At 66.5% G+C, this 25059-nt stretch carries 22 protein-coding genes; 10 read left to right on the forward strand and 12 right to left on the reverse strand.

The genetic code is table 11. From position 1 onward, the window contains the following. Positions 1 to 335: 335 nt before the first annotated feature. From L284_RS40290 to L284_RS40310, 5 genes are all read left to right on the forward strand, one after another. Positions 336 to 1328 carry a glycosyltransferase gene (locus L284_RS40290; RefSeq protein ID WP_021235059.1) on the forward strand — a complete coding sequence of 331 codons (993 nt, stop codon included), beginning with the start codon at positions 336 to 338 and terminating at the stop codon, positions 1326 to 1328. Positions 1329 to 1333: 5 nt separating this feature from the next. Further along, on the forward strand, positions 1334 to 2785 hold the full coding sequence (locus L284_RS40295; RefSeq protein WP_021235060.1) for an oligosaccharide flippase family protein: 1452 nt from the start codon (positions 1334 to 1336) through the stop codon (positions 2783 to 2785). Positions 2786 to 2790: 5 nt separating this feature from the next. After that, positions 2791 to 3699, forward strand: a complete 909-nt coding sequence (locus tag L284_RS40300; RefSeq protein ID WP_021235061.1) for a beta-1,6-N-acetylglucosaminyltransferase — start codon at positions 2791 to 2793, stop codon at positions 3697 to 3699. 65 nt (positions 3700 to 3764) lie between these two features. Further along, positions 3765 to 4715 (forward strand): retropepsin-like aspartic protease, encoded by a 951-nt coding sequence (locus tag L284_RS40305; RefSeq protein WP_021235062.1) that lies wholly within the window; start codon positions 3765 to 3767, stop codon positions 4713 to 4715. An 84-nt stretch (positions 4716 to 4799) separates the two neighbouring features. Further along, entirely contained in the window at positions 4800 to 6623 is a 1824-nt protein-coding gene (locus tag L284_RS40310) for an ABCB family ABC transporter ATP-binding protein/permease (protein ID WP_021235063.1), read from the forward strand. A 463-nt stretch (positions 6624 to 7086) separates the two neighbouring features. Here L284_RS40310 and L284_RS40315 read toward each other — a convergent pair whose 3' ends face one another. The 5 genes from L284_RS40315 to L284_RS40330 all read right to left on the reverse strand — a co-directional run bounded on the left by L284_RS40315 (position 7087) and on the right by L284_RS40330 (position 10481). Beyond that, positions 7087 to 7287, reverse strand: a complete 201-nt coding sequence (locus L284_RS40315; protein WP_021235064.1) for a DUF1737 domain-containing protein — start codon at positions 7285 to 7287, stop codon at positions 7087 to 7089. A gap of 77 nt (positions 7288 to 7364) precedes the next feature. Continuing rightward, positions 7365 to 7763: a GFA family protein gene (locus L284_RS0124510; RefSeq protein ID WP_031342705.1), complete on the reverse strand. Its 399-nt coding sequence runs from the start codon at positions 7761 to 7763 to the stop codon at positions 7365 to 7367. A 171-nt stretch (positions 7764 to 7934) separates the two neighbouring features. Then, positions 7935 to 9233, reverse strand: a complete 1299-nt coding sequence (hslU, locus tag L284_RS40320; protein WP_021235066.1) for an ATP-dependent protease ATPase subunit HslU — start codon at positions 9231 to 9233, stop codon at positions 7935 to 7937. 13 nt (positions 9234 to 9246) lie between these two features. Further along, the gene (gene hslV / locus L284_RS40325; RefSeq protein ID WP_031342706.1) at positions 9247 to 9816 is read right to left on the reverse strand and encodes an ATP-dependent protease subunit HslV; all 570 of its coding nucleotides are present in this window, start codon (positions 9814 to 9816) and stop codon (positions 9247 to 9249) included. Between the two features lie 170 nt (positions 9817 to 9986). Next, positions 9987 to 10481 (reverse strand): outer membrane protein assembly factor BamE, encoded by a 495-nt coding sequence (locus L284_RS40330; protein WP_021235068.1) that lies wholly within the window; start codon positions 10479 to 10481, stop codon positions 9987 to 9989. Positions 10482 to 10649: 168 nt separating this feature from the next. Here L284_RS40330 and L284_RS40335 point away from each other — a divergent pair, with 168 nt between their 5' ends. Beyond that, positions 10650 to 11165 (forward strand): ubiquinol-cytochrome C chaperone family protein, encoded by a 516-nt coding sequence (locus tag L284_RS40335; protein ID WP_021235069.1) that lies wholly within the window; start codon positions 10650 to 10652, stop codon positions 11163 to 11165. After that, positions 11162 to 11695 carry a YceD family protein gene (locus L284_RS40340; protein WP_021235070.1) on the forward strand — a complete coding sequence of 178 codons (534 nt, stop codon included), beginning with the start codon at positions 11162 to 11164 and terminating at the stop codon, positions 11693 to 11695. Before L284_RS40335 ends, L284_RS40340 begins: the two co-directional genes overlap by 4 nt. Before the next feature lie 36 nt (positions 11696 to 11731). Here the strand turns inward: L284_RS40340 and treY are convergent, their stop codons facing one another. The 5 genes from treY to L284_RS40360 all read right to left on the reverse strand — a co-directional run bounded on the left by treY (position 11732) and on the right by L284_RS40360 (position 20231). Beyond that, positions 11732 to 13915, reverse strand: a complete 2184-nt coding sequence (treY, locus tag L284_RS40345) for a malto-oligosyltrehalose synthase (RefSeq protein ID WP_021235071.1) — start codon at positions 13913 to 13915, stop codon at positions 11732 to 11734. Then, entirely contained in the window at positions 13912 to 15657 is a 1746-nt protein-coding gene (treZ, locus tag L284_RS40350) for a malto-oligosyltrehalose trehalohydrolase (RefSeq protein ID WP_031342709.1), read from the reverse strand. The genes treY and treZ overlap by 4 nt, the downstream gene beginning before the upstream one ends. A 5-nt stretch (positions 15658 to 15662) precedes the next feature. Beyond that, positions 15663 to 17765, reverse strand: a complete 2103-nt coding sequence (gene glgX, locus L284_RS40355; protein WP_021235073.1) for a glycogen debranching protein GlgX — start codon at positions 17763 to 17765, stop codon at positions 15663 to 15665. A gap of 29 nt (positions 17766 to 17794) precedes the next feature. Beyond that, positions 17795 to 18994, reverse strand: a complete 1200-nt coding sequence (locus L284_RS46940) for a sugar phosphate nucleotidyltransferase (RefSeq protein ID WP_160172138.1) — start codon at positions 18992 to 18994, stop codon at positions 17795 to 17797. A 94-nt stretch (positions 18995 to 19088) separates the two neighbouring features. Beyond that, positions 19089 to 20231 (reverse strand): glycoside hydrolase family 130 protein, encoded by a 1143-nt coding sequence (locus L284_RS40360; protein ID WP_021235075.1) that lies wholly within the window; start codon positions 20229 to 20231, stop codon positions 19089 to 19091. A gap of 164 nt (positions 20232 to 20395) precedes the next feature. Between L284_RS40360 and L284_RS40365 the strand changes: the two genes are divergently transcribed. Further along, complete coding sequence (locus L284_RS40365; RefSeq protein WP_021235076.1) at positions 20396 to 21031, forward strand: UdgX family uracil-DNA binding protein; 636 nt, start codon at positions 20396 to 20398, stop codon at positions 21029 to 21031. 190 nt (positions 21032 to 21221) lie between these two features. Continuing rightward, entirely contained in the window at positions 21222 to 22418 is a 1197-nt protein-coding gene (locus L284_RS40370) for a mechanosensitive ion channel family protein (RefSeq protein ID WP_021235077.1), read from the forward strand. 101 nt (positions 22419 to 22519) lie between these two features. Here the strand turns inward: L284_RS40370 and L284_RS40375 are convergent, their stop codons facing one another. After that, positions 22520 to 23554 (reverse strand): class 1 fructose-bisphosphatase, encoded by a 1035-nt coding sequence (locus tag L284_RS40375; protein ID WP_021235078.1) that lies wholly within the window; start codon positions 23552 to 23554, stop codon positions 22520 to 22522. Between the two features lie 383 nt (positions 23555 to 23937). Then, positions 23938 to 24396 carry a MarR family winged helix-turn-helix transcriptional regulator gene (locus tag L284_RS40380; protein ID WP_021235079.1) on the reverse strand — a complete coding sequence of 153 codons (459 nt, stop codon included), beginning with the start codon at positions 24394 to 24396 and terminating at the stop codon, positions 23938 to 23940. Between the two features lie 112 nt (positions 24397 to 24508). Between L284_RS40380 and L284_RS40385 the strand changes: the two genes are divergently transcribed. Further along, the coding region (locus L284_RS40385) for an HlyD family secretion protein (protein ID WP_021235080.1) at positions 24509 to 25059 on the forward strand (551 nt) is incomplete at its 3' end.

Here is a 25059-nt window from a genome sequence, read left to right on the forward strand (position 1 = left end):
GGAGCATGTTGCCCGTAATGTCTTGGCGACCGCACCAGAACCAGGTGGTCCGCTGCGGTGAAACGCCCTCTAGGACCCACCATTGATTCGGTCAACACGCTAATTTCAAAAAACGACATTTTAGGAAAAACGTCAGTTTCCAGCGAGTTCGACCTCTTCGCCAAGCAAATATGGGGGCCAGCTCCTCATTATCAACCCTATCGCCACCGCCGCTCCTTCAGAGTCTCAAACGGAAGGGCGAGACACCGCCTCACGCTTTCTTTACCAGCCTGCCTTAGGGCCGGAATGGAAGGGTGCATTCTCGACGGCCGCCCGAACGGAGACCTGAAGACTTCATGCCGAAGCCGGCGATCAGCGTTGCCATGAGCGTCTACAATGGCGAGCGGTTCCTGCCACTCGCCATAGAGAGCGTACTCGCCCAGAGCTTCACCGACTTCGAACTGCTGATCCTCGACGACGGGTCTAGCGACGCTTCGGCGGAGATCATCAAGCGCTACGCCGCGGCGGATACGCGCATCCGCCCAATCTTCCGCGAGAACCGAGGCCTGATCGTCAGTCTCAACGAACTCCTTGATCTGGCGCAGGCCCCGCTTGTGGCGCGCATGGATGCCGACGACATCTGCCGGCCGGATCGCTTCGCCCGTCAGGTGGAGTTCCTGGCGCGGCATGCCGATTACGGCGTGGTCGGCAGTTGGAGCGACGACATCGGGGAGCATGGCGAAGCGCTGGCCCGCGACGGCGCCGACCATCCGCTCACTCACGAAGACATGCTCGTCGCCATAGAGAATGGCGAGCAACTGATCTGCCATCCCGCCGTGATGTACCGGCGCGAGGTCGTGCATTCCGTGGGGGGATATCATGCCGCGTTCCGTCACTGCGAGGACCTCGACCTCTGGTTGCGGCTGTCCAACGTCACGCGAATGGGCAACATTCCCGAGCGCCTGCTGCGCTATCGTCGCTATTCCGAGCAGGTTTCGGCACGGCACTCCACCGAGCAGCAGATCGGCTCGGTGATCGCTCGCCTCGCGTGGCAAGAGCGGCGCGACGGCCGCCGCGATCCCACGGAACATCTCGCGCGCCTTCCCGCGATCGACGAACTAGACCGGCTTTTCGGACGGCCCGGCCTGTCCCGGACGGCTCGGGAGAGCATCGCGCTCAGCCTGCGCTGGTCGCCCGCCGCCATGCGCGACAAGGGCTTCGACATCCTGCTCGACCATGTGCGCGGTGGCGGACGCCGGGACGGGCTCTGGCGAACCGTGGCCAGGCTCCTGCGCTTCGGGGAGCCGGTGCGGGCTCTGCGGCTTGCTGCCGCCCTGGCGCGGAACTGACGGCGATGTCCGTCCGCCGCGCCGCCTTGTGGTCGCTCGCCGCCCAATACGCTACTTTCAGCATACAGTTCGTCGCGAGCGTCGTCATCTCGCGGCTGTTCCTGCTACCTGCCGATGTCGGATTGTTCTCGATCGCGCTGGCCGCCGCCATGATCGTCTCGATCTTCCAGGACCTGGGGATCACGCGCTTCATCTCCGGCCAGCCGCAGATGAGCCCGGCGGCCTTGCCTCATTACGCCGCCGTCGCCGTGTCGATCGGGTGGAGTGTGGCCGCGATCGTCGCCCTGGCGGCCCCGTTCGTGGCGCACTTCTATGCGCAGCCGGCCCTCGCACCCTTGCTCTGGCTCATCGCTGCGTCCTACCTCGTCACGCCCTATGCTACCGTCCCCGCCGCCCTGCTGGTGCGCGAGATGGACTTCCGCACTCTGTTCCAGGTCAATGCCGGAAGCGCGCTTGCGGGCAACGGCACGGCGATCGCGCTGGCGGCCTGCGGCTTCGGAGCCTCCTCGCTCGCCTGGGGCGTGCTGGCGACGGCAGTGGCCCGCGCCGCCATCGCCAACATCCATCGTGCGGTGCGTCCGCGCATGCCGGAGAACACCGCGTCGGTACGGCCGATGCTGGGTTTCAGCTCCATGTCCTTCGTACTGAGCGCCAGTGCCGCCATTGGACATCGTTCGCAGGACCTCATCGTCGGCCGTGTCCTGGGCATTGCGGCGACGGGCCTGTTCAGCCGCGCCAGCGCCCTGGCAGGGCAGTTGACCACGCTGGTGACCGGCGCGATCGGCAGCGTGTTCTATTCGGCCTTCGCCCGCAAGCGGGACGCCGGTGAGCCGCTGGCCGAGCCCTACCTGCATCTGGTGGCCTGCTATACCGCGCTGAACTGGGCTGCGATGGTCGGTCTGGCGCTGGCTGCCGAGCCGCTGGTCCTGCTGCTCTATGGTCCGAACTGGATCGGATCGGCGCCCCTGCTGCGCTGGACGGCACTGGGCGAGATATTCTTCGTCGCCATCCCCTTGCAAATGGACGTGCCGCTGCTGCTCGGCCAGATCCGGCGCCTCGTCTGGGTCAACCTGCTGGATACCTGTGCCGCCGTTGCGATCCTGACCGCAGGGTGCTTCATCGGCCTTGAGGCGGCGGGTATCAGCCGCGTGGTCTACGGCTTCGTGTGGTGGGTCATCTATGCGCTCTATCTCGGCCGACTGATCGGGTTCCGGTTCGGCGCGCTGATGAGCGTCTACGCGCGCAGCGGCATCTGCGCGCTCGTCGCGGGCGGGCCGCTGATGATCGCGCTGTGGCAGGGCATGGAGCCGGGAATGCTTGCCCTGCTGCTGCTGAGCGCCAGCGGCGTGCTTGCCTGGCTGGCCGCCCTGGCCGCGACCCGTCATCCCGCCTGGAAGGAAGTGCGGATGATGGCGGAGGCGCTCTCCCGGCCGATCCTTTCGCGCCTGGCGGGCTGACGTCGATGCGCATGGCCTACCTGCTGCTGGCGCATGAGGGCCCGGAGCAGCTCGAACGCCTGATCGGGACGTTGCTCGATAGCGACACCGATGATTTCGCCGTGATCCATGCCGATCGCCGCTCGGCCTTGTGGCAGGCCTTGCGCCTGCACCTCCCTGGCCCTGCCGGCCGCGTTCATCTGGTGCGGGATCCGGTCGCGGTGCGCTGGGGGCACTGGAGCCAGGTCGCCGCCACGGAAAAGCTGATACGCGAAGCTGTCCGCCTCGGCTGCGACCGCGCCCATCTCCTGAGCGGCGCCGACTGGCCGGTCGTGCCCCGCGCGGATCTGGTGCGGGCGCTGCGCAGCGGCCTCTGCCACGTCGAAGTGCGACCTGGCCACATGGCCGAACGCATGCAGACCTACCGGCTCGACACGCGGTGGCTGCGCGTCGATCCCGCGCGCAACCGCATCGCTTACGCGGCAACCTGGGAACTGCGCCGCCTGTCGCGCTGGCTGGACGGCCTGCGCGGACGGTTCGGCGGTGGCCGCGTTCAGCCGTTCGGACCCTGGGCCTACGGCGCGACATGGTGGACTCTCCCCGCCGATGCGCTTGCCATGCTGGCCTGCGAACTCCCGCCGCTGCTGCGAAGCGGACGGCTGAGGGGAACGCTCTGCTGCGACGAACATGTCGTGCCCAGCCTGATCGCTCGCCATTTTCCCGGTCGCATCGCCGCGAACCGGCGGTTCGTCCGGTTCCCCGATGGCGCTTCGAGTCCTCGGCTGCTCGGCGCTTGCGACCTCTCCGAGATCGTCGCCAGCGGAGACTGGTTCATGCGCAAGGTTTCCGCCTTGCACGATCCCTTCTTCCTGGCGCTGCCTGCCGAGCCGGACCCCTCGCACCGGGACGCAGCGGACGCGGAAGGATTGGTATAGCGCCGGGCGCAGTGATATGATCGGCCCTGCGACGCCGGCAAAATAGCGGTGCGCAGGAGAGACCGATGCCTGGAGCAGCCCTAGGGCTGACGCTCGTCTTCGCCGAACTGGCGATACTGGGCGCCCAGCCTGCACCCGTACAGCCGCCCCCGCCGCCGATCGCGGTGCAGACGCCGCAGACCGGCCTGCAGAACTTCGAGGCCCAGACCGGCGCGCCGATCCAGGGTCAGGCGGACGTGGACGACCGCATGACCGTGTCGGTCGGCCTGGAAGGGCGCGGGCCCTACCGCTTCCTGATCGACACCGGATCGCAGACGACCGTCGTGTCCTCCGCGCTTGCCGGCACCCTGGGGCTGACCCAGGGCCCGATGGTCCGCATCGTCAGCATGGGCGGCAGCAGCAGCGTCGCAACCGCCTACCTCGATACGCTGGATATCGGGCTGAGGTCGTACTCGGGCCTCACCGTGCCCTTGCTCGAGCGCCAGCATATCGGCGCGGATGGCATCGTCGGCACCGACAGCCTCCAGGACCAGCGGGTGGTCCTGGACTTCACGAAGAACACGATCGCCATCGGGGATGCGCAAAGCCTGGGCGGCAGCAGCGGCTACGAGATCATCGTGCGCGCCCGCAAGAAGGCCGGACGCCTGATCCTGACCAATGCCCTGATCGACGGTATCCGCGCCGACGTGGTGATCGACACCGGCGCCAGTTCGACGATCGGCAATCTCGCCCTGCAACGGGCCATAAGCGAAAGATCCGCCGGCCAGACGACTCTGCTCTCCGTCACCGGGCATGAGCTTCCGGCGGGCCTGGGTTTCGCCAAGAAGCTGAAGATCGACGATGTGAACATCTCCAACGTCCTCATCGCCTTTGCCGATGCGCCGGCTTTCAGGGAACTGAACTTGCGCAGACGTCCCGCAATCTTCCTGGGAATGCGGGAACTGCGCGTGTTCAAGCGCATCGCCATCGACTTCAGCACGCGGCGCATCCTGTTCGACTTGCCGAAAGGGTCATAACCTAGAGGCTCTTGAGCGACGTCTCCTTCGGAACATGCAGCGCGCCGCGATTGTCTATCCGGCGCGGCACCCTAAATAGCGCCGATGCCACCCGATACCGCCGTCAACGATTCGCGCGCCCGCCACGATGGCTGGCGCACCCTGCTGCGCTTCATGCCGTACCTCTGGCCGGCCGGAAACCCGGCGCTACGCTGGCGGATCGTCTGGGCCTGCCTTTTCATCCTGCTCTCCACCGCCACCCAGCTCGCCCTGCCCTACCTGATGAAGTGGGCGGTCGATCTGATGGGCGCTACCGGACCGAAGCTGGTGCAGCTGGCGATGCTGATGGTGCTCGGCTACGCGGCGGGACGGCTGATCCAGACCGCCTTCGACAACATCCGCAACATCGTGTTCGAGCGCGTGGGGCAGGACGCGACGCGCGAGCTGGCGGAGAACGTCTTCGGCCAGCTCCACCGCCTTTCGCTGCGCTTCCACCTCGCCCGCCGCACCGGCGAAGTGACCAAGACCATAGAGCGCGGCACTAAGAGCATCGACACGATGCTCTACTTCATGCTGTTCAACATCGCGCCGACGATCCTGCAGTTGCTGGTCGTGGCGGTGATCTTCTACCTCAATTTCGGCCCCGGCCTGGTGATCGCCACCGCCGTCGCCATCGCCGCCTATATCTGGGTGACGCGGACCATCACCGAATGGCGCACCAAGCTGCGCGAGCAGATGAACCGGCTCGACGGGCAGGCGCTCTCCCGCGCGGTGGATTCGCTGCTCAACTATGAAACGGTGAAGTATTTCTCGGCGGAACACCGCGAGCAGGAGCGCTACGCCCAAGCGACGCGGGCCTATGCGGTGGCCGCCGTGAAAAGCGAAAACTCGCTGGGCCTGCTCAACATCGCGCAAGGGCTGGTGGTGAACCTGCTGATGGCAGGCGCGCTGGGCTATACCGTCTGGGGCTGGTACAAGGGGCAATATACCGCCGGGCAGCTGGTCTTCGTGCAGACCTACCTCACCCAGCTGTTCCGCCCACTGGACATGCTGGGCATGGTCTATCGCACAATCCGGCAGGGCCTGATCGACATGGCGGAGATGTTCCGCCTGCTCGACGAGCCTCAGGAAGTCTCGGACAGGCCCGGCGCCCCGGCGCTGGCGATCCGGCAGCCTTCGATCGTGTTCGAGAACGTGGTGTTCGGCTACGAACCCGACCGACGCATCCTGAAAGGCCTGTCCTTCGCGGTTCCGGCCGGACAGAATTTTGCGGTCGTCGGCCCTTCCGGCGCCGGCAAGTCCACCCTCGCGCGGCTGCTGTTTCGTTTCTACGACCCGCAGGAAGGCCGCATCCTCATCGACGGCCAGGACATCGCCGGTGTCACGCAGGAGTCCCTGCGCGCCGCGATCGGCATCGTTCCGCAGGATTCGGTGCTCTTCAACGATACGATCGGCTACAACATCGGCTACGGCCGCGGCGATTCGACGCAGGAGGATGTGCTCTCCGCCGCACGCGGGGCCGCGCTGATGGGGTTGATCGACCGGCTGCCGCAGGGCTTCGATACCGAAGTGGGCGAACGTGGACTCAAGCTTTCCGGCGGCGAGAAGCAGCGGGTGGCAATCGCGCGAACGCTGGTGAAGAACCCGCCGATCCTCCTGCTGGACGAGGCGACATCCGCCCTCGACACCCGCACCGAACAGGACATTCTGGCGACCCTGCACCGCGTCTCGGAGAACCGCACCAGCCTTTCGATCGCGCACCGTCTCTCGACGATCGCCGATTCCGATCGCATCCTCGTGCTCAACGAAGGGCGCCTGTCGGAAAGCGGCACCCACGCCGAACTCCTCCGACACGACGGGCTCTATGCCGAGATGTGGGCGCGACAGGCCGCCGAAGCCGAGGCGATGATCGAGGCGGCGGCGGAATAAGGCAGGTTGGAGCAGACCATCCGAATGCGGCGGATCACTGCTCCAAACCATTGACTTGATGGGTCTTTAGAAGCGTCGGGCGATAGGCCCGATCGGAAATCGCTTGAGATGCGAAAAGGCGCGGCGATTGCCGGGAACGCGATGCTATGTTGTGGGTTAATGGGGCAGCGTAACTCGGCGATAACCGGAAACGCTGCCAGACCGGAGCCCATGACCCGTGAAATTTCCGCCGCTTTCCGCTATTCTGCTGCACATGGCCGCTCTGGCGCCGCTTATCCCGGCCGTCCTCATTCCCGGAGTGCTCTTCGGTCAATAGAGCACATTCTAATCAGGTGGAATCGCCTGATGCCTCGGAAAATGCGTCCACCAGAAAGTAGGAGCGGTCGATCCGATGCAATCGGATCGGAAATCGCTCCAGAAGCCGGCACGCACGCCGGGACGGCGTGATCGGCCGCTGCCTCCGTCACTTCACCACGTCGGCTTCATGCCAGACGACCGCCTGCGCTGCTTTCATGCAGTTCTCGGCCGTATCCCAGGAAAGCGAAGGCGAACCGTAGAGCCGCCAGCCCTGGGCCAGCGCCTCCGACACGCGCTCGCAGAAAGCGCGGTCGTCCGCTCCGGTGAGCAGGCGGTAGATCGGGCGGTCCTCGGGAGTTTGGTACATCTGGCATCTCTCTCGATATCGAATGTCAGATGCCTAGCCACTCCAGCGGTGCTGGCAAGTCCCAATGGGACGCCCTTTCAACCCGGATAACGCTCGAATTCGGGAAGCTTGTCCAGGTGCTGCATCCAGCCGACGCGTTCCGCTACCTGTATATGGGCCTGCGGCGGCAGGGCGTCGGGATCGTCGAGCGTGGCGACCTGGAGGTCGACGAGGCCCGGCAGGTATTCCTCGTTGGCGTAGAGGATCCCGGTGCCGCAGCGTGGGCAGAAATGCCGCATGGCGCTGCCGCTGGAGTTGTAGATCGACGGTTTGCCCGAAGTGAGCGTGAATTCCGGCCATTTGAATGCAGCCCAGGCGACGGTCGGCGCACCGGACGACTTGCGGCAATCGGCGCAGTGGCAGAGCGCGACATGCTCCGGCTCACCCTCGACGGCGTAGCGAACGTCGCCGCACTGGCATCCACCTTCCAGCTTCATTGCGAATCTCCCTTCGTCGGGGAGGTTAGCCTTTTCGGCGGAACATTCAAGGAACGAATATGCATCGTCGCGGACCTTGTTCCGGGACCGCTGGCCGAGATGCGCCTTGCCCGAAGGGGTGCGCCTCAAGGATCGCCAGCGGTCCCGGGTAGAGCCCGGGACGAGGCGTACTTAGAGGATGTACTTCGAAAGGTCCGCGTTGCCTGCGAGGCCTTCCAGCTTCTCGCGCACATAGGCTTCGTCGATGGTCACGGTCTCGCCCTTGCGGTCCTCGGCCTCGAAGCTGAGTTCCTCCAGCAGCTTCTCCATGACCGTCTGAAGACGGCGGGCGCCGATGTTCTCGACGGTTTCGTTGACCAGCGCGGCGATGCGGGCGATTTCGGTGACGGCGCCTTCGGTGACCTCTACCGCCACTTCCTCGGTCGCCAGCAGCGCCTTGTACTGCGCCACCAGGTTCGCGCGGGTTTCCGAGAGGATGCGCACGAAGTCCGCCTCCGTGAGCGCCTTCAGTTCGACACGGATCGGCAGGCGGCCCTGGAGTTCCGGCAGCATGTCGCTCGGCTTGGCGACGTGGAAGGCGCCGCTGGCAATGAAGAGGACGTGGTCGGTCTTCATCGGGCCGTACTTGGTGGCGACAGTGGTGCCCTCGATCAGCGGCAGCAGGTCGCGCTGCACGCCTTCACGGCTGACCGAACCGCCGCGCACGTCGGACACCGCGATCTTGTCGATCTCGTCGAGGAAGACGATGCCGTTGGTCTCGGCATTCGCCAGCGCGGTGCGGGCGACGTCGTCCTGGTCCAGACGCTTCTCCGACTCTTCATCGACCAGCTTGTCCCAGGCGTCGGGCACCTTCATCTTGCGGCGGGTCAGCTTCGGGCCGCCGAACTTGCCCATGATGTCGGACAGATTGATCATGCCGACCGAGCCGCCCATGCCGGGGATTTCCATCGGCGCCGAGGGGGTATCCTCGACCTCGATCTCGACTTCGGTCTCGTTCATGGCGTTTTCGGTGATGCGCTGATGGAACGAGGCGCGGGTGGCCTCCGAAGCGCCTTCGCCGACGAGGGCGTTGAGCAGGCGCTCCATCGCCGCCTTGGAGGCCGCCTCGCGCACGGATTCGCGGCGGCGGTCCTTTTCCAGACGGATCGCTTCCTCCACGAGGTCTCGGGCGATCTGCTCCACGTCGCGGCCGACATAGCCGACTTCGGTGAACTTGGTGGCTTCGACTTTCACGAAAGGCGCATCCGCCAGCTTGGCGAGGCGGCGGCTGATCTCGGTCTTGCCGCAGCCCGTCGGGCCGATCATCAGGATGTTCTTCGGCGTCACTTCGTCGCGCAGTTCGAGCGAGAGCTTCTGGCGCCGCCAGCGGTTGCGCAGGGCGACGGCGACGGCCTTCTTGGCCTCGCTCTGGCCGATGATGTGTTCATCCAGCGCGCGGACGATCGCCTTGGGGGTGAGGTTGTCTTTCATGATGTCGATGATCTCAGATGGTCTCGACCGTGACGCGGTCGTTGGTGAAGACGCAGATGTCGGCGGCGACGGCCATGGCGCGGCGGGCGATCTGCTCCGCATCGGTTTCGTAGCCGTCGATCGCGCGCGCGGCGGCAAGCGCATAGTTGCCGCCCGAGCCGATCGCGGTGATCTGGCTGTCCGGCCCGCCTTCCGGCTCCAGCACGTCGCCGTTGCCGGTCAGAACCAGCAGGGTATCGGCATCGGCCACGATCATCAGCGCTTCCAGGTTGCGCAGGTACTTGTCGGTGCGCCAATCCTTGGCGAGTTCCACGGCGGCACGCATCAGTTGCCCGCGATGCTGCTCCAGCTTGCGCTCCAGCCGTTCGAACAGGGTGAAGGCGTCGGCAGTGGCGCCGGCGAAGCCCGCGATCACCTTTCCATCGCCGATGCGGCGCACCTTGCGCGCATTGGGCTTCATCACCGTGTTGCCCATCGAGACTTGTCCATCGCCGGCGATGACGGTCTTGCCGCCCTTCTTCACGCCGATGATGGTCGTTCCGTGCCACTGGATCAGGCCGTGGCTAGCCCCGCTATTATCCATGCCGCGGATATATGCCGCCATTCGCACGGTTCAAGCGGGTAAGGCGCAAGGGCGGCCTTGTGCGGAACACCGGAAAGGGCCTGCAACAACAAAAAACGTCCGCGAAACCGGGAAAGGCTTCGCGGACGTTTTTGCAGGCGATCGCGCGATCGCCTCCGTCGTTTCCGGGATCAGCTGCCGTTCGGACCGGGGCCGGTCGGGCCGCCGGGGCTTCCCATGCCGGATGCGCCAACCTGGCCGATGTTGCCGAACAGGTCTTCCAGCAAGCCGCGATGACGCCCGAGGGTGGGCGTGGTGTCCCCGTTCGGGTTGATCCGGGCCACCTGCTCCATGCCGCGCTTGTCGACGCCGACGACGTTGCCGGCCGGATCGAAGCGCACGCGCAGCACCGTCTGCTCCGACGTCTGCGGGCGGCGGAACGGCGGGGTCTTCACCGTCTGCGAGATGTAGTAGTAGTCCTTCTCGCCGAACTGGCTGACGAAGGTGGGGCGGCCCAGCGTCTTCTCCACCGAAAGGCGGTTGTCGATTCCGGGCTGGACCGAATCGAGCAGCGTCTGGTCGATCAGGTAACCGCGATGGTCGCGCACCGAAGTGCACCCTGCCGTCAGCGCAGCCAGCGCCAGCGCGATGCCTGCCGCCTTAGCCATGTGACCGTAACTGCGCATTTTCCCACTCCATTCGGGGCCTGGCCCCTCGCCGGGCATTGCCACCAGACGCAGGGCCCATATATCGGCCAGATAACGGCACCGAGCCTTAGAGCCCGCCAGCCCGTCACGCAATGGGCGTTGGGCCAGGTCGATTGAATTGCCGATGAACGAAAGGTCAGACTGCCCGTGTCCCTGCTTTCCCGTCTCCTCGGCAAGAGTAACGATCCCCGCGCCGACGTCCGCCCGCTCTGGCACCGGGTGGTGGAGATCGCGCGTGAGAAGGCCTGGTACGCCGAGTACGGCGTGGCCGATACGGTGGCCGGGCGGTTCGACGCGGTGACGCTGGTGCTGGCCCTCGTCATGCTGCGCATGGAGCGGGACCGGACGCTGATCGAGCCTTCCGTGCACCTGACCGAGCTTTTCGTGGACGACATGGACGGGCAATTGCGCCAGTCCGGGGTGGGCGATCTGGTGGTCGGCAAACGCATGGGCAAGCTGATGAGCGTGCTCGGCGGCCGCATCGGCGCCCTGCGTGAGGCACTGCCGCAGGACGACGCGGCGCTGGCCGAAGTGCTCGTTCGCAATGTCACGCTGATCGAGGACGCCGACCGGCTTGCCCTTGCCGCCCAGGTCCGGGCCTTGTCCCGGCAACTCGATGCCGTTTCCGACCATGACCTCATGAACGCGAGCATAGCGCGATGACCGATACTTCCCAGTTCAAGCCCGAATTCTCCCGCAGCCTCGACATCCGTCAGGCCGAGGGCAAGGCCGCCCACGTTCTCGATGCCGACATGTCCGAGCGGGAGGCGCTGGCCGAACGCTTCGGCCTCGTCCGGATCGACCGGCTGGCGGCCGACCTCGAACTCGAGCGCAAGGACCGCAAGGTCGAGGCGCGCGGCCGGATCAGGGCCGACTATGTCCAGGCCTGCGCCGTATCGGCGGAAGACATCGCGGTCTCCCTGGACGAGCCGGTGTTCTTCCGCTTCGTTCCCGAAAGCGGCGACCATGCGCCGGACGAGGAGATCGAGCTCGACGCCGACGATTGCGACGAGATCGAGTACAGCGGCTCCCACATAGATCTGGGCGAAGCCGTGGCGCAGAGCCTGGCCCTGGCCATCGACCCGTTCCTGACCGGCCCCGAAGCGGATGCCGCGCGCAAGTCCGCCGGGATCGGCACGCCGGAAGACAGCGGGCCTTTCGCCGCCTTGAAAGGCCTCGGCCTCAAGGAATAGGCTGCGAGGCGAGGGGGAGCGAGGGAGCGGCCGCCGTCAGGCCACCCGCTCGATCTCGAACGAGAACTGCCGTTCCCCGATTGCGCGCGTGACCGTCCAGCCCCTGTTCCCTTCCGCGTTCGTTTCCGCCATTTGGTAGCTGCCGCGGGCGAAAAGTTCCGGGTCGGCGCGGCGCTCCGCCAGCAGGCGGCGCGTCAGGGAGAGCTTGCGGGCGGACAGTTCTCCCTCCGCCAGCGCGCCGTGATCAACGGGTCTGCGGTTGTCGGGATCGGTCAGGGCCACGGCAAGCCCCTCGGTGCCCTGGTAGATGTCGGGAATACCCGGCGCCGTAAGCTGAAGCGCCGTTTGGGCGAGCACGATGCGTTCGAAGGCCGCGCGATAGGCAGGCTCGGCGCCGTCGGGCCAGAATGCCGCATTGTCGAGATCGCCCAGCAAAGCCACGCAGAGTGCAGTGACCGCACCTTCGGCCTCCTCGTCGGGCGCCTCGTGACGGGATATGTCCTTGGCCTCTCGCAGCGCCTTGGCCATGTGATCGGCGATGCGGCTCTCGGCCTCGGGTTCGCCCCGCATGGCAAGCGCGGTCTGCAGGGCATAGAGGCCCCAGCGTTCCGGCAGTCCGGCTTGCCGGGCGCGATCGCGTGCCGAGCGGTAGACGTGCTGCGCCAGATCCGGGAAATGGCTGAGCGCGACGATCGCCGCCCGCGCATCGGCGGAGCGCTTGGTATCGTGGGTGGAGAGCGCATCGAGCGCCAGCGGCGTGCGCTCCGCGCGCGCCTCCATCAGCTGCGCGAAAGCCTCGCGGTCCAGGGCCGGGAGATCGGGTTCCGCCCCGACCTCGCAGAACGGCAGATAGGAGACTGCGCGGAAGAACACGGTGTCCTCCTCGGACTTGGCCGTGAGCGCGCCGGTCAATTGTTCGAAACGGGCGGCGAAAGCGCGGGCCGCCTCGTTTTCTCCTGCCGTGGCCAGCAGGTCCAGCAAGGCCCCGGTCAGGCCGCCGCCTTCCCGCAGCTCGGCCACCGAGGGATCGAGCGGCAGTCCATCGGCGGTGTAGGAGCGGTAGACCGGCCAGGCTAGCGCCAGCCGGGTGACTGCCTCCACCACGGCGCCTCCCTGCATGCGCGGCACCGCGAGCGCCGTCATCGCCGCTTCAGTCACCCGCCGCAGTTCCGGCGCCAGAGCTTCTGTCAGCAGCTCGGCGCGGACCTTGCGCACTTCTGCCGCCGTGTCGTCCGGCACCGCGCCTGCCGCCGCTTCCCGCATCGCGGCAAGCCCCGCGGCGTGGGTGAGAAGGCGGCTGACCGGCGCCATGAACTCGTAGCCGCTCATGCCCTCGATCGGCCAGCGGGAGGGGATGTCCTCGTGCTCCTTGACGATCTTCTCGATCCAGATCGGCACGCCGCCCACCGCCTCGCGCAGGCGTTCGAGATAGCCGCCGGGACGCGCCAGACCGTCGATATGATCGACGCGCAGCCCCTGGATGCGTCCGGCGCGGACCTGTTCGACGATCCAGCGATGCGTGAGGTGGAAGACGCCGGGATCTTCCTGGAGCACGCCGATCAGGCTGGTGATGTTGAAGAACCGCCGGTGGACGATCGCATCGGCGGTCTCGCGCCAGTCGCCCACCGACCACCATTGCTCGGATAGCAGCGCCGCCAGGGTGGGCGCATCCAGACCGCCTTCCTCCACCAGCCGCTGGGCCAGCGTGGTCGCTCGCAAGGGATAGGCCAGGCCATAGATGGACAGTGCCGGCGCCTGAACGCTGCCGCCCATGGCGATCTGCCCCGCGTTGAACACGTCTTCCACCATGCCGTCCAGCACGGGGAAATGCAGCGGTCCCTTGTCCCAGTCGATGTCGAACACCCGCGCGAACTGGCTGCCCCGGCCGTGGCGCATGATGTCCGCGAGATAGGGGTTTTCAGGCGTGAAGGCCATGTGGTTGGGCACGATGTCGAGCACCAGGCCGATGCCTGCCGCCTGCGCCGCCTCGCTCAGGGCAAGGAAGGCCGCGTCGCCGCCCAGTGCCGGATCGATCGTGTTGGGATCGATCACGTCATAGCCATGGGTCGAGCCAGAAGCCGCGTGGAAAGGCGGCGAGAGGTAGAGATGGCTGACGCCAAGTTCGCCGAGCCACGGCAACAGCCCGCGCGCTTCGTCCAGCCCCACGCCGCCCCGCAACTGCAGGCGGTAGGTGGCGATGAACGCGGTAGGAATGCTCATGGCTGCTGGTCCGGAAGAAGTGCGGCGGAAAAGGCGAAGGGGCTTTCGGGCGAGGCGATGCTCACCAGAGGATCCTCATGCGCTTCGAAGCGTCCCTCGCCCAGGCGGGCGTGAAGGGAGAGGCGCGTCGCGCCGAAATCCCAGGTGGCGCGCAGGAACGCGCCGTCGCGCTCGACCGTCCCATGCGGCGACGGGTTTTCCGCCAGAAGCGGCGCGACATGCGCGCGGCGGAAAGCGAGCAGTTCGCGCAGGAAGGCTTCGTGCTCCCGCTGGTCGTCGCGGGCGGGACTTGCGATCTTCGAAGCGGCGAAAGTCGCGGGCGAGATCGGGTCGGGCACTTCGCCGCCGAACGCCTTGAACTGGGCAAACTCCTCCGCCCGGCCCTTGCGGACGGCTTCGGCAAGCTCGCCCGAGAAGTCCGCGAAGAACAGAAAGGGCGCATCGGTGAGAAATTCGTCGCCCATGAAGATCATCGGCACGAAAGGCGCCAGCACGGTCATGGCCGTCGCCACGCGCAGGGCGGTGCGGTCCTGCGTAAGCTGGTGCAGGCGCTCGCCCCGGGCCCGGTTGCCGACCTGGTCATGGTTGCCGAGGAAGTTCACGAAAGCGGTTCGCGGTAGCTCGCCGGAAGGCTCACCGCGCGGCTCTGCGCCCGCCATGCGATCCTGGCCCTGTTCGACATAGCCGTCCCGCAGGGCGATGGCGATGTCGGCCAGCGGATCGACTGCGAAAGGCGCGTAATAGGCCTCGTCCTCACCGGTCAGCAGACAATGGAAGGCGTGGTGCCAATCGTCGTTCCAGGTGGCGTCGAAGGCCGCGTCCACGGCGAAGTAGCGGACGAGGTTGCGCTCGTCCTCGGTGACGAGGTGGATCGGGCGGCCCCAATCCTCGCGGCGCACCCGCTCGCCCAGTTCGTCCAGGAAATGCACGGGCGAATGGTCCTCGATCGCGTGGACGGCGTCCAGCCGCAAACCGTCGAGCCGGTACTCGGTCAGCCAGGTCAGCGCGTTCTCGATGAAATAGTCGCGCACCGGGCGGGCTTCGTAGGCGATGCCCTGTCCCCAGGGCGAACTGCGCTCGGGATGGAAGAACGACGGGCACCAGGCCGGGAGGTAGTTGCCCGAGGGGCCGAGGTGGTTGTAGACCACGTCCAGCAGCACCCCCATGCCCAGCGCGTGGGCATGGTCCACGAAACGGCGCAAGTCGTCGGGCGAGCCATAGACCTTGTGCGGTGCATAAGGCAGGACGCCGTCATAGCCCCAGCCGTGGTTCCCGTCGAACTGCGCGATCGGCAGGAGTTCCACCAGCGTGATGCCAAGCGCCCGCAGCCGGTGCAGTTCCCGGGTGGCGGCGGCGAAAGTGCCTTCCTGCGTGAACGTGCCCAGATGCAGTTCGTAGACGACGGCCTCGCTCCAGGGCAGGCCGCTCCATTCGGTTTCCCAGGCGTAAGCCGTGGGATCGACCAGCAGCGAGGGCCCATGAACGTCGCCCTCCTGTGCCCGCGCGGCGGGGTCGGGATAGGCCTTGCCATCGACCACGAAGCGGTAGGCCTGACCGGCTGCGGCCTCCGTCTCGATGCTCCACCAGCCATCCGCCTCGCTTTCGAGAGCGGTTGCCGTGCTGCCGAGTTCGACTTCCACCTTCGCGGCATCGGGCGCCCAGAGGCTGAAACACCAGCGGCCGTCGTGCAGCGGTTCGGCGCCCCAGGACTTCGGAAAATGGGCGGCGGCGGAATCCGGCATGACCGTCACTCCGGCGCGAAGACGCAGACGCTGGCGGCGGGAACGATCGCCGCCGCGCCTTCCACCTGCTCCGGTTCGAAAGCGTCGGCGCGCCCGGTGTCGAGCACGCGCCGCCAGTTCGCGATGCCGTTATGTCGGGGGAGCGTGAAAGTGACCTCGTCCCCGGCGTTGAGCACGATGAACAGCGGCCGCTCGCCCTCGACGAAAGCCTCCTGGGCGGAATAGCCGACGAACAGACCCAGGACCCGCAGTTCGGCCTGGCCCCAGAGTTCGGCATCCATCTCGCGCCCGTCGGGCTGGTGCCAGGCGATCTCGACGCGGCCGTCCTCGCCCGGCTCGCCGCTGAGGAAATTGTCCTGCGCCAGCACCGGATGATCGCGGCGGAAGCCGATCATGCGGGTGCAGAATTCCAGCAGGGCATCGTCCTTGCCGGCCCAGTCGATCCAGGCCGTTTCGTTGTCCTGGCAGTAGACGTTGTTGTTGCCCTGCTGGCCGTTGCCGATCTCGTCGCCGGCCAGGAGCATCGGCACGCCCTGGCTGAGCAGCAGCGTCGCCAGCATGGCGCGGCGGCGACGGGCGCGGGCCTCGACGATGCCGGCATCGTCGGTCGCCCCTTCGGCGCCCATGTTGTCCGAGATGTTGTTGTCGTGGCCGTCCGCACCGCCTTCGCCGTTCGCCTCGTTGTGGCGATCGTTGAAGGACACGGTGTCGAGCAGGGTGAACCCGTCGTGCGCGGCAAGGAAGTTGACCGAGGACGTGGCCCCCCGGTCCGAGTGGTTGAACTGCTCGGGCGAGCCGATCAGGTGGTTGGCAAGATCGCCCACCAGCGCGGCATCGCCGCGCCAGAACCCGCGCGCGGTGTCGCGGAACTTGTCGTTCCATTCGCGGAAGGGATAGGGGAAGCCGCCGACCTGGTAGCCGCCGCTGCCGACGTCCCACGGCTCCGCAATCAGTTTCACGCCCGCCAGGATCGGATCCTGCCGGATCGCGTCGAAGAAGCCGCCTTCCCGGTCGAAGCCCATGGCCTCGCGGCCCAGCGTTGAGGCAAGGTCGAAGCGGAAGCCGTCGACATGCATGGCCTGCACCCAGTAGCGCAGCGAATCCAGCACCATGCGGATGACCATGGGATGGGCGACGCTCAGCGTATTGCCGGTGCCGGTCTGGTCGAAGCTGTAGCGCAGGTTCTCGGGGGAAAGCGCATAGTAGCTGGCGTTGTCGAGCCCCCGGAAGCTCAGCGTCGGGCCGCGTTCCGAGCCTTCCGCCGTGTGGTTGTAGACCACGTCCATGATTACTTCGATGCCGACCTGATGGAAGCGCTTCACCATGTCCTTGAACTGGCGGATCGCTCCGCCCTTCGGCCCCAGGTAGCGCGGCTCCGGCGCGAAATAACCGAGGGTCTGGTAGCCCCAGTAGTTCGACAGGCCCTTGTCCAGCAACATGCGGTCGTCGAGGAAGAACTGGCAGGGCAGCAGTTCGATGGCGGAGACGCCCAGCTTCAGCAGGTGATCCAGGATCGGCTCGCAAACCATGCCCGCGTAAGTGCCGCGCAGTTCCTCGGGCACATCGGGATGGCTCATGGTGAGCCCGCGGACGTGAGCCTCGTAGACCAGCGTCTCGCCCCAAGGGCGGCGGATCGAATTGTCGCCTTCCCAGTCGAACGCGGGATCCTGCACCACGCCCTTGACCATGAAGGGAGCGGAATCGCGGGTGTCGAACGTCAGGTCGTCGCCGGTTGAGAGGTCGTAGCCCCAGAGCGCGTCGTCCCATTGCAGGGTGCCCGCGATCTCGCGCGCATAAGGATCGAGCAGCAGCTTGTTGGGATTGAAGCGGTGGCCCTGCTCCGGCTCGTAGCGGCCATGGGCGCGGTAGCCGTAGCGCTGGTCCGGCCTCACGCCCGGGATATAGCCCGAGAAGATCGAGCCTTCCCGGCTCGGCATCTCCAGCCGCGCCAGTTCCTCCTTGCCGTCCTCGGAGAAGAGGCAAAGCTCCATGGCCTCGGCGTTCTCGGAAAAGATCGCGAAGTGCGTGCCGTCGCCGGTGAACTCGGCACCCAGTTCGTGCTGCTGGCGCTCCGGCTTGGCGAAGGCGTAAGGCGTCTCGGCGGACATGAAGTCTTCTTTCGAAAAAGAGGGACGTTTCAGAGGGAGGAGATCGGCACCGCCGCTTCCGCCACACGCAGGCGCGGCCGGTTTTCCTGCAGACGGGGTGCCGCGATGGGTTCGACCGGACGACGCCGCCGCGAGGCGAGACGCTGGAGCGCCCGCGCGGAGATCACGCGGATGCCGCCTTCCGAAACCGTGCACCACTTGCCGTGCTCGGCCAGTTCGGCATCGAGGTCGAAGCCGTCCGGCACTACGGCGTCGGCCAGCACGATCGCATCCGAGATCGTCACCGCGCGCCCGATCCGCGCGCCCGGCAGGAGCACGACATTGCGCAGGCGCGATCCGAAGCCGACGGCACGCCGGTCGCCAAGGCCGTGATGCACCGGATAGGCGATCGGCCAGGACGGATCGAGCGGCAGCGAGCCGTTCAAAAGCTGGCGCTGCACGGCATGATAGGCATCAAGCGTGCCGAGATCCTGCCACAGCGGCTCGCGCCCCTGGCGTCCCGGCAGGGCATAGGCATAGGCCGTGCCGCAGGAGACGAGGGCAGGGATAATGTGCTTGCCGAAATCAAGGTCGGCCACGGTTCCATCGAGTTCCCTGAGCAGCTGGCGCAGCAGCTTCCACTCGAAGACGTAGATGCCCATCGAAGCCAGGGCATAGCCGGGCCGGTCGAGCGCGGGGGGCGCGACGAAGGGCTTTTCGACGAAAGCGGTGATGCGGTGCGCGGCGTCGACTTCCAGCACGCCGAAGCCCGAAGCCTGCTCCTGGGGAACATGCACCACGCCCACGGTCACTTCCGCGCCGGTGGCGACGTGGCGCTCCACGAAGGGGCGGTAGTCCATCTGGTAGAGATGGTCCCCGGCCAGGATCACGACATGGCGCGGGCCGACCAGGTCGATCTCGTCCACGATGCAGGACACGGCGGCCGCAGTGCCCTCGTAAGGACCGTATTCCGCACCGTCGAGGATCGACACCGCCGGTTCGGCGCTTTCCGCCTGCCAGGCTTCGAGAAGGTGGCTGTGGAGCGTGTCGGGCTGATACTGGGTCAGCACCATCGCCTCTCCCAGGCCCGAGTTGACGACATTGGCCATCGTGTAGTCCAGCAGCCGCGCATGAGGACCGATCGGCAACGCCGGTTTCGCCTCGTTGTCCGTCAGGTCGTGCAGACGGCTGCCGCGTCCGCCCGCCAGGATGATCGACAGGACAGTCCCGGTGTGAACATCGTTACTCACGCTAACCATTCGCCCCTCTTCATCCATCCGTGCTGCGCTGCCTAAACCGCGAAAACAGGCGCGGTTCCGCACGGTGGCGCACGGTTCGTCGCATTCAGGAGGGCGCGAACCGGGACTTCGCAACATGGGTTATACGGCAGGCGAGATCCGCCTCTCCCGAAGCGACGATGTAATGGTCTGCCGCATCGGCGATCCCGGTGGTGAAAACGACGTCCCGCAGGTACATCTGCTCCTCCAGGGGCCGGGTCAGCTCCGGGTTCGCCTCGATCAGGGGCGCATGGTCGGTGCGCAGCACGCGCGAGGGATCGTCGCGGTCCAGGAGCGACCAGTACGTCCGATAGATGCCGACGATCTCCTTGGGCTCCACCCCGTGCCAGAGCGTCAGCCAGCCTTCGTCGGTCAGGATCGGCGGCGCGCCTCCGCCCATCCGCGCGGTGGCGACGGTTGCGGCGTGAGGGCGTATGCCGGGTTTGCGGCACGGCTTCCAGAACAGCCCGTCCGGCGAATGGGCCAGGTTGATCGACGGTCCCGCGCGCCACTCGCTGCCCGGCGGATAGGCGAAGTAGAGGTCTCCCAGCGGCCGGGTCTGTGCCCAGTACTGCCCGCCGATCAGCCCTTCGAAAATCAGCATGTCCTTGTTCTGGTGGTCGAGAACGATGTCCTCGAACTGCCAGTCCAGACCGTTTTCCGAGCTGTAGAGCGTCGTCGAATGGCGCTCCGGGCTGACCGAGCAGGTGGTCATCAGCCAGCCCTCCCCGACTTTGCTGATCCGCGCGTCCTCCACCCCGTAGCATTGCAGGCTGCTGCGCGGCGCCACGGCGCGGTCGTAATGCACTTCGACGACGTCCAGACCCTCGGCGTCGAGTTCCACCGGCAGGAGCCAGGACAGGGAGGTCAGCGCCATGACCTTCCAGCCGCCGCCGCGCAGCATGAACTTGCGCGGATCGGCGGTGTCGGCATGCTCGAGCGGCCAGGCGTCGAGGACGTAGCGGCCTTGCGTCCCTTCCTCACCCTCCCAGCGGATGGCGTGGACATGGCCGTCACGGATGGGCTGGCGCAGGGCTTCGGCCACGCGCACCATCATCAGCAGGTTCCCGCTGGCCAGCCGGGTCAGCCCCGGATTGAACGCGCCGAGCACGTAAGTCTCGGCATCGAGATGGCCCGCCAGCGGCGAGCGGGACAGATCGACATCGCCGGGAACGAAGACCAGGCGATCCTGGGAAAAGGCTTCGGACATGATCGGGCTCTCACGGATAAGGGCGTGGACAGTCGGCCGGGGCGAAGGCAGGCCGGAAACGGGTTCCGCTCGCCAAACGCATGAACGGCCGCGGGGTGCCCGATCGGCGGAACCGGCTCCGCCTTCCGCACATTGTGCGTGACGAGAGCACGAGAGGCGCAGCGATGGCCAGGCAGACCGATTCCGATTCCAGCGATCGCCCGATCTTCACCGATCTCGCTTCGCTCTACGCCGCGCTGGCGGAGGAAGACGTGCCGCCGCCCGTGCCGTCGGGCGCGTTTTCGGAGCGTCTCGTCCCAGGCGAAGGTCCGCCGCAGGCCCCGATCCTGCTGGTCGGAGAACAGCCGGGCGATCAGGAAGATATCGAGCAGCGACCCTTCGTCGGTCCGGCGGGGCGAGTCCTCGACGCTTGCCTGGAAGAAGCCGGACTGCAGCGGGGCCAGACGTTCCTGACCAATGCGGTGAAGCGCTTCAAGTTCGTTCCGCGCGGCAAGCGGCGCCTTCACCAGACGCCCACCGCAGGCGACATCGCGCATTACCGCTGGTGGCTGGGCGAGGAAATCCGGCTGGTCGGGCCGCGCCTGGTGGTGTCCCTCGGCGCCACCGCGCTTCATGCGCTCACCGGCAAACGGCAGAGCCTGGGGCCGCTGCGAGGACAGGCCATGGCGTGGCAGGATCGGCGCCTGCTCCCCACCGTCCACCCCAGCTTCCTCCTGCGCCTGCCCGATGCCTCGGCCCGCGCCGTGGAACGGGCGCGCTTCGTCGAGGACCTGCGCGCCGCCCGCGAGGCGCTCGGTTGACGGGCGCCCCGCCCAGCCCCTAAGACCCGGCACGACCGCCGGGGAACAACTCCTCCGGCCCAAGCATTTGATACGTCCTGTGCCGAGCCCCGCGAAACAACGCAGGGCATCGCGGGCCGCCTGGTCGGCCGGATCGTGCTTCCTCACGCAGAAGCGCGCGGCCGATCGTGAAGCAGAGCGAAGAGTTTTCATGGCTGCAAGCACCCCCACACCCGCTGCCGTTTCGACGGCCTCCCCGCCCCGCCCCGCCGTCCCCGACGTCCGGGCCCAGCTGCAGGAGCTGGTCGACTCGACGGTGCACTGGTTCCAGGCTTACTGGCTGCAGATCATCATCGCCGGCGTCATTGCCGCCGCCATCGTGACGGGGCTCTATGCCCTGCGCCGGCTGGGCCAGCGGCTCTGCCGCACCGGCAATCCGCGCGGCGCCTGGCTGACCGTGGCCGGCCGCGTCGTCACCAAGACGACCAACTACTTCATCGTCATGACCGCCATCAAGGTGGTCGACAACTACGCGCAGACGCCGCCCGCGCTGGACAAGCTGGTGACGTTCCTGTTCACCATCGCTGCCGTGCTGCAAGGCGCGATCTGGGCGCGCGAATTCATCCTCGGCACCATCGAGCACAAGACCGCCAGCGAACATTTCCAGGGCGAGACGATCATCAACGCCATGGGCCTCATCCGCCTGCTGGTGAGCGTCGTGGTCTTCGCCGTGGCCGCCGTGGTCCTGCTGGACAACCTGGGCGTCAACGTGACGGGTCTCGTCGCCGGCCTGGGCGTCGGCGGCATCGCCATCGGTCTTGCCGCGCAGGGCATCTTCGCGGACCTTTTCGCGGCGCTGGCGATCATCTTCGACCGGCCTTTCAGCAAGGGCGACCAGATCAGCTTCGGCACCAGCACCGGCACGATCGAGGCCATCGGCCTCAAGTCCACCCGCATCCGCGCCTATACCGGCGAGCAGCGGATCATCTCGAACAAGTCCCTCCTCGACATGGAGATCCTCAACGTCTCCAAGCGCGACCACATCCGCCTGCCCTTCACGATCGGCGTCGCCTATGAAACGCCGCCCGAAACGCTGGCGCGGATACCCGCCATTCTCCAGCAACTGGTCGAGGAAGCCGGCGGCACGGCGGCGCGCGCGGGCTTTGAGACGTTCGGCCCCAGCTCGCTCGATTTCGCGCTGCTGGTAGACGTGCCGGGCGCCGACTGGTCGGTGGCGCACCCGCTGCGCGACCGCCTGCTGGTCTCGATCATGAAGCGCTTCGCGGCCGAAGGGATCTCGATCCCCTATCCGACCCAGACGACCTATACGGCGGCGCCGAACGGCGAACTGATCATGCCCTACCCCGACGCGCCGCGTATCGAACGGCCGGTGACCCAGCGAGGGTAGAACGCAGCGTGAATTAGCAGCGCCCCGTCGTGCCGGACTTGATCCGGGACGACGACGAAAAGCCCCGGCCGCAGCAGCGACCGGGGCTTTTCTCTTGGTCATCAGGAAACGGTGGCTTCCCGAACGTCCATCGCCAGCGAGAGTTCGCGAACCTTCGCCACTTCCTCGGGATCGCCAAGGACCACGCCGACACGCTGGTGCAGGCCGATGGCCTCCACATCGAGGATGCGTTCGCGTCCGTCTGTCGCGGCGCCGCCGGCCTGCTCGATCAGCATGGCCATCGGGTTGGCTTCATACAGCAGGCGAAGGCGGGCCTTACCCGGTTTCGTATGGTCCGAGGGATAGAGGAACACGCCGCCCCGCTTGAGAATGCGGTGCACGTCCGCCACCATCGATCCGGTCCAACGCATGTTGTATTGCCCGGCGAGGGGACCGTCCACGCAGCCCACGCGCTCGTCGATGTAGCGCGCGATGCCCGGCGACCACTGGCTGCGGCGCGCCATGTTGATCGCCACTTCGGGGTTGCCCGAGGCGATCCTGAGCGGCCCGTCGGTCATGCGCCAGGCGCCGACTTCGCGGTCCAGCGTGAATTCGTAGACGCCGGTGCCGATCGTCAGGACCAGCATGGTCTGCGGACCGTAGATGGCATAGCCGGCGGCGACCTGCTCGCTGCCCTTCTGGAGGAAGTCCGCCTCGGTCACTTCGCGGCCCGACGCGCCTTCGGGCGCCTTGAACACCGAGAAGATCGTGCCGACCGAAAGGTCGACGTCGATGTTGCTGGACCCGTCGATGGGATCGTAGAGCAACAGGTATTCGCCCTTGGGATAGCGACCGGGAATGCGATGGATGGTCTCCATCTCTTCCGATGCCATGGCGGCAAGGTGGCCGCCCCATTCGTTGGCGTCTACCAGCAGGTCGTTGGCGATCACGTCCAGCTTCTTCTGGACTTCGCCCTGGACGTTTTCCGAACCCAGGCTGCCGAGCACGTCGCCCAGCGCGCCCTTGGAGATCGCTTGCGCGATCACCTTGCAGGCGCGGGCCACGGTTTCGATCAGCAGGCGCAGTTCGGCTGGGCAGGCGGAATTGGGCTCCCGTTGCTGTTCTATCAGAAAGCGGGTGAGCGTAGTCGGCTTCATGGTCGTTCCCTGCCTGACGATGGTGAGGCCGCGAGCGGCCCCTAAAGTGTGACGCGGCGGCCTGGCGGCCTCCGGTAGAGGCTCCTTAGCCCAAGCCGCCCAGCGCGGCCATCGGCAAACGCTGGAATGAAGGATTAGAAAGGCAGGTCTTTTCGCCAGGGCCGAGGAGGGCTTCACGGTCTCTGGAAGAGAGATGTTCTCTTCCAGCCTGTCCCGCAAAGTGTTACTCTGCGCCCAACCGCCGTAGAGCGGAATTTGAGGAGAGCGATATGGAACGCTTGGAATCCGTATTTTGCATATGCGAATTCAAGGCGATGTGCGCTGCGGTATGCTGTTGCGGAAGCTTCGCCCTCGCCACGATCCTGCTCTTGACCTGAAGATCCTTACTCGCCGTTCGCATCCGGGGTGCTTGGCGCTCCCATGTCGACCAGGCGTTCGTTGAGAGTTTCCAGGATCGACAGGAGCTTGCCCTGGTCCGCTGCGTCCAGGACTTCGAAAAGCTGCCCGCCGATCGCGTCCTTGAGCGGCGCCACATCCCGGATGACCGCCTCACCATCTTCCGTCAGACTGATTCGCTTCGCCCGCCGATCGCGCGGATCCGGCGTCCTTACGACGAGGCGATCGCGCTCCAGCCCATCGACTGCTTCCGTTACCGTGCGCGGCGCCTGACCCAGAGCGTCGGCGATGTCGGTCGATCGCAATGGCCCCGACCGCTGGATTAACGAGAGCAATTTCAACTGCGCAAGCGAGGCCCCCTGCGTCCGCATCCTGTCGTTGAACAGCCGGTGCATGCGCAAGTTGAGTTCCTGCATCTGCTCCAGGATCGCGTGATGAATACTCATGACGAGAAATAATGTGGGACCATATGAAATGGCATTGCCATATGCATCGCGCCGGTGCAAGTGCGAGACACATCACCGCTGCGATGCAGCAACAAAGCACGAGTAACGATTGATGGCCCATGAAGGTATCGAGTCGCCCGAAAGTTCCCCCAGCGACGGCGGGGCAGGCGGGGGAACGCGCGGCGCGGAACGGCCCTCGGCGCTCAAGCGCCCGCGTGTGCGGCTCGTGCTGCTGGCGGGGATCGCCCTGGCGGTGATCGGCGCGGGCGCCTGGCTGCTCCACTACGAGACGCGCGGCAAGTACCTTCAGGACACCAACGACGCCTATATCCAGGCCGACGCGGTCACGATCTCGCCCAAGATCTCGGGCTATGTCGATGCCGTCCTGGTGGGCGACAACCAGGACGTGAAGGCAGGCCAGGCCCTCGTCCGCATCGACCCGCGCGACTACGACGCCCAGGCCCAGCAGTACCAGGCGCAGATCGACGTCGCCCAGGCCAATGCCGACAACGTCCGCGCCGGCATCAGCGAGCAGGAAGCTGGCATCGCCCAGGCCCGCGCCCAGCTCGCCTCGGCCGAGGAGGACGCCCGCTACGCCGAGCGCGAGGCGGCCCGCTACGCCCCGCTGGCCGCCAGCGGCGCCGAAACCCGCCAGCAGCTGGC

This window comes from Novosphingobium lindaniclasticum LE124 (assembly GCF_000445125.1).
Taxonomy (GTDB): Bacteria; Pseudomonadota; Alphaproteobacteria; order Sphingomonadales; family Sphingomonadaceae; genus Novosphingobium; species Novosphingobium lindaniclasticum.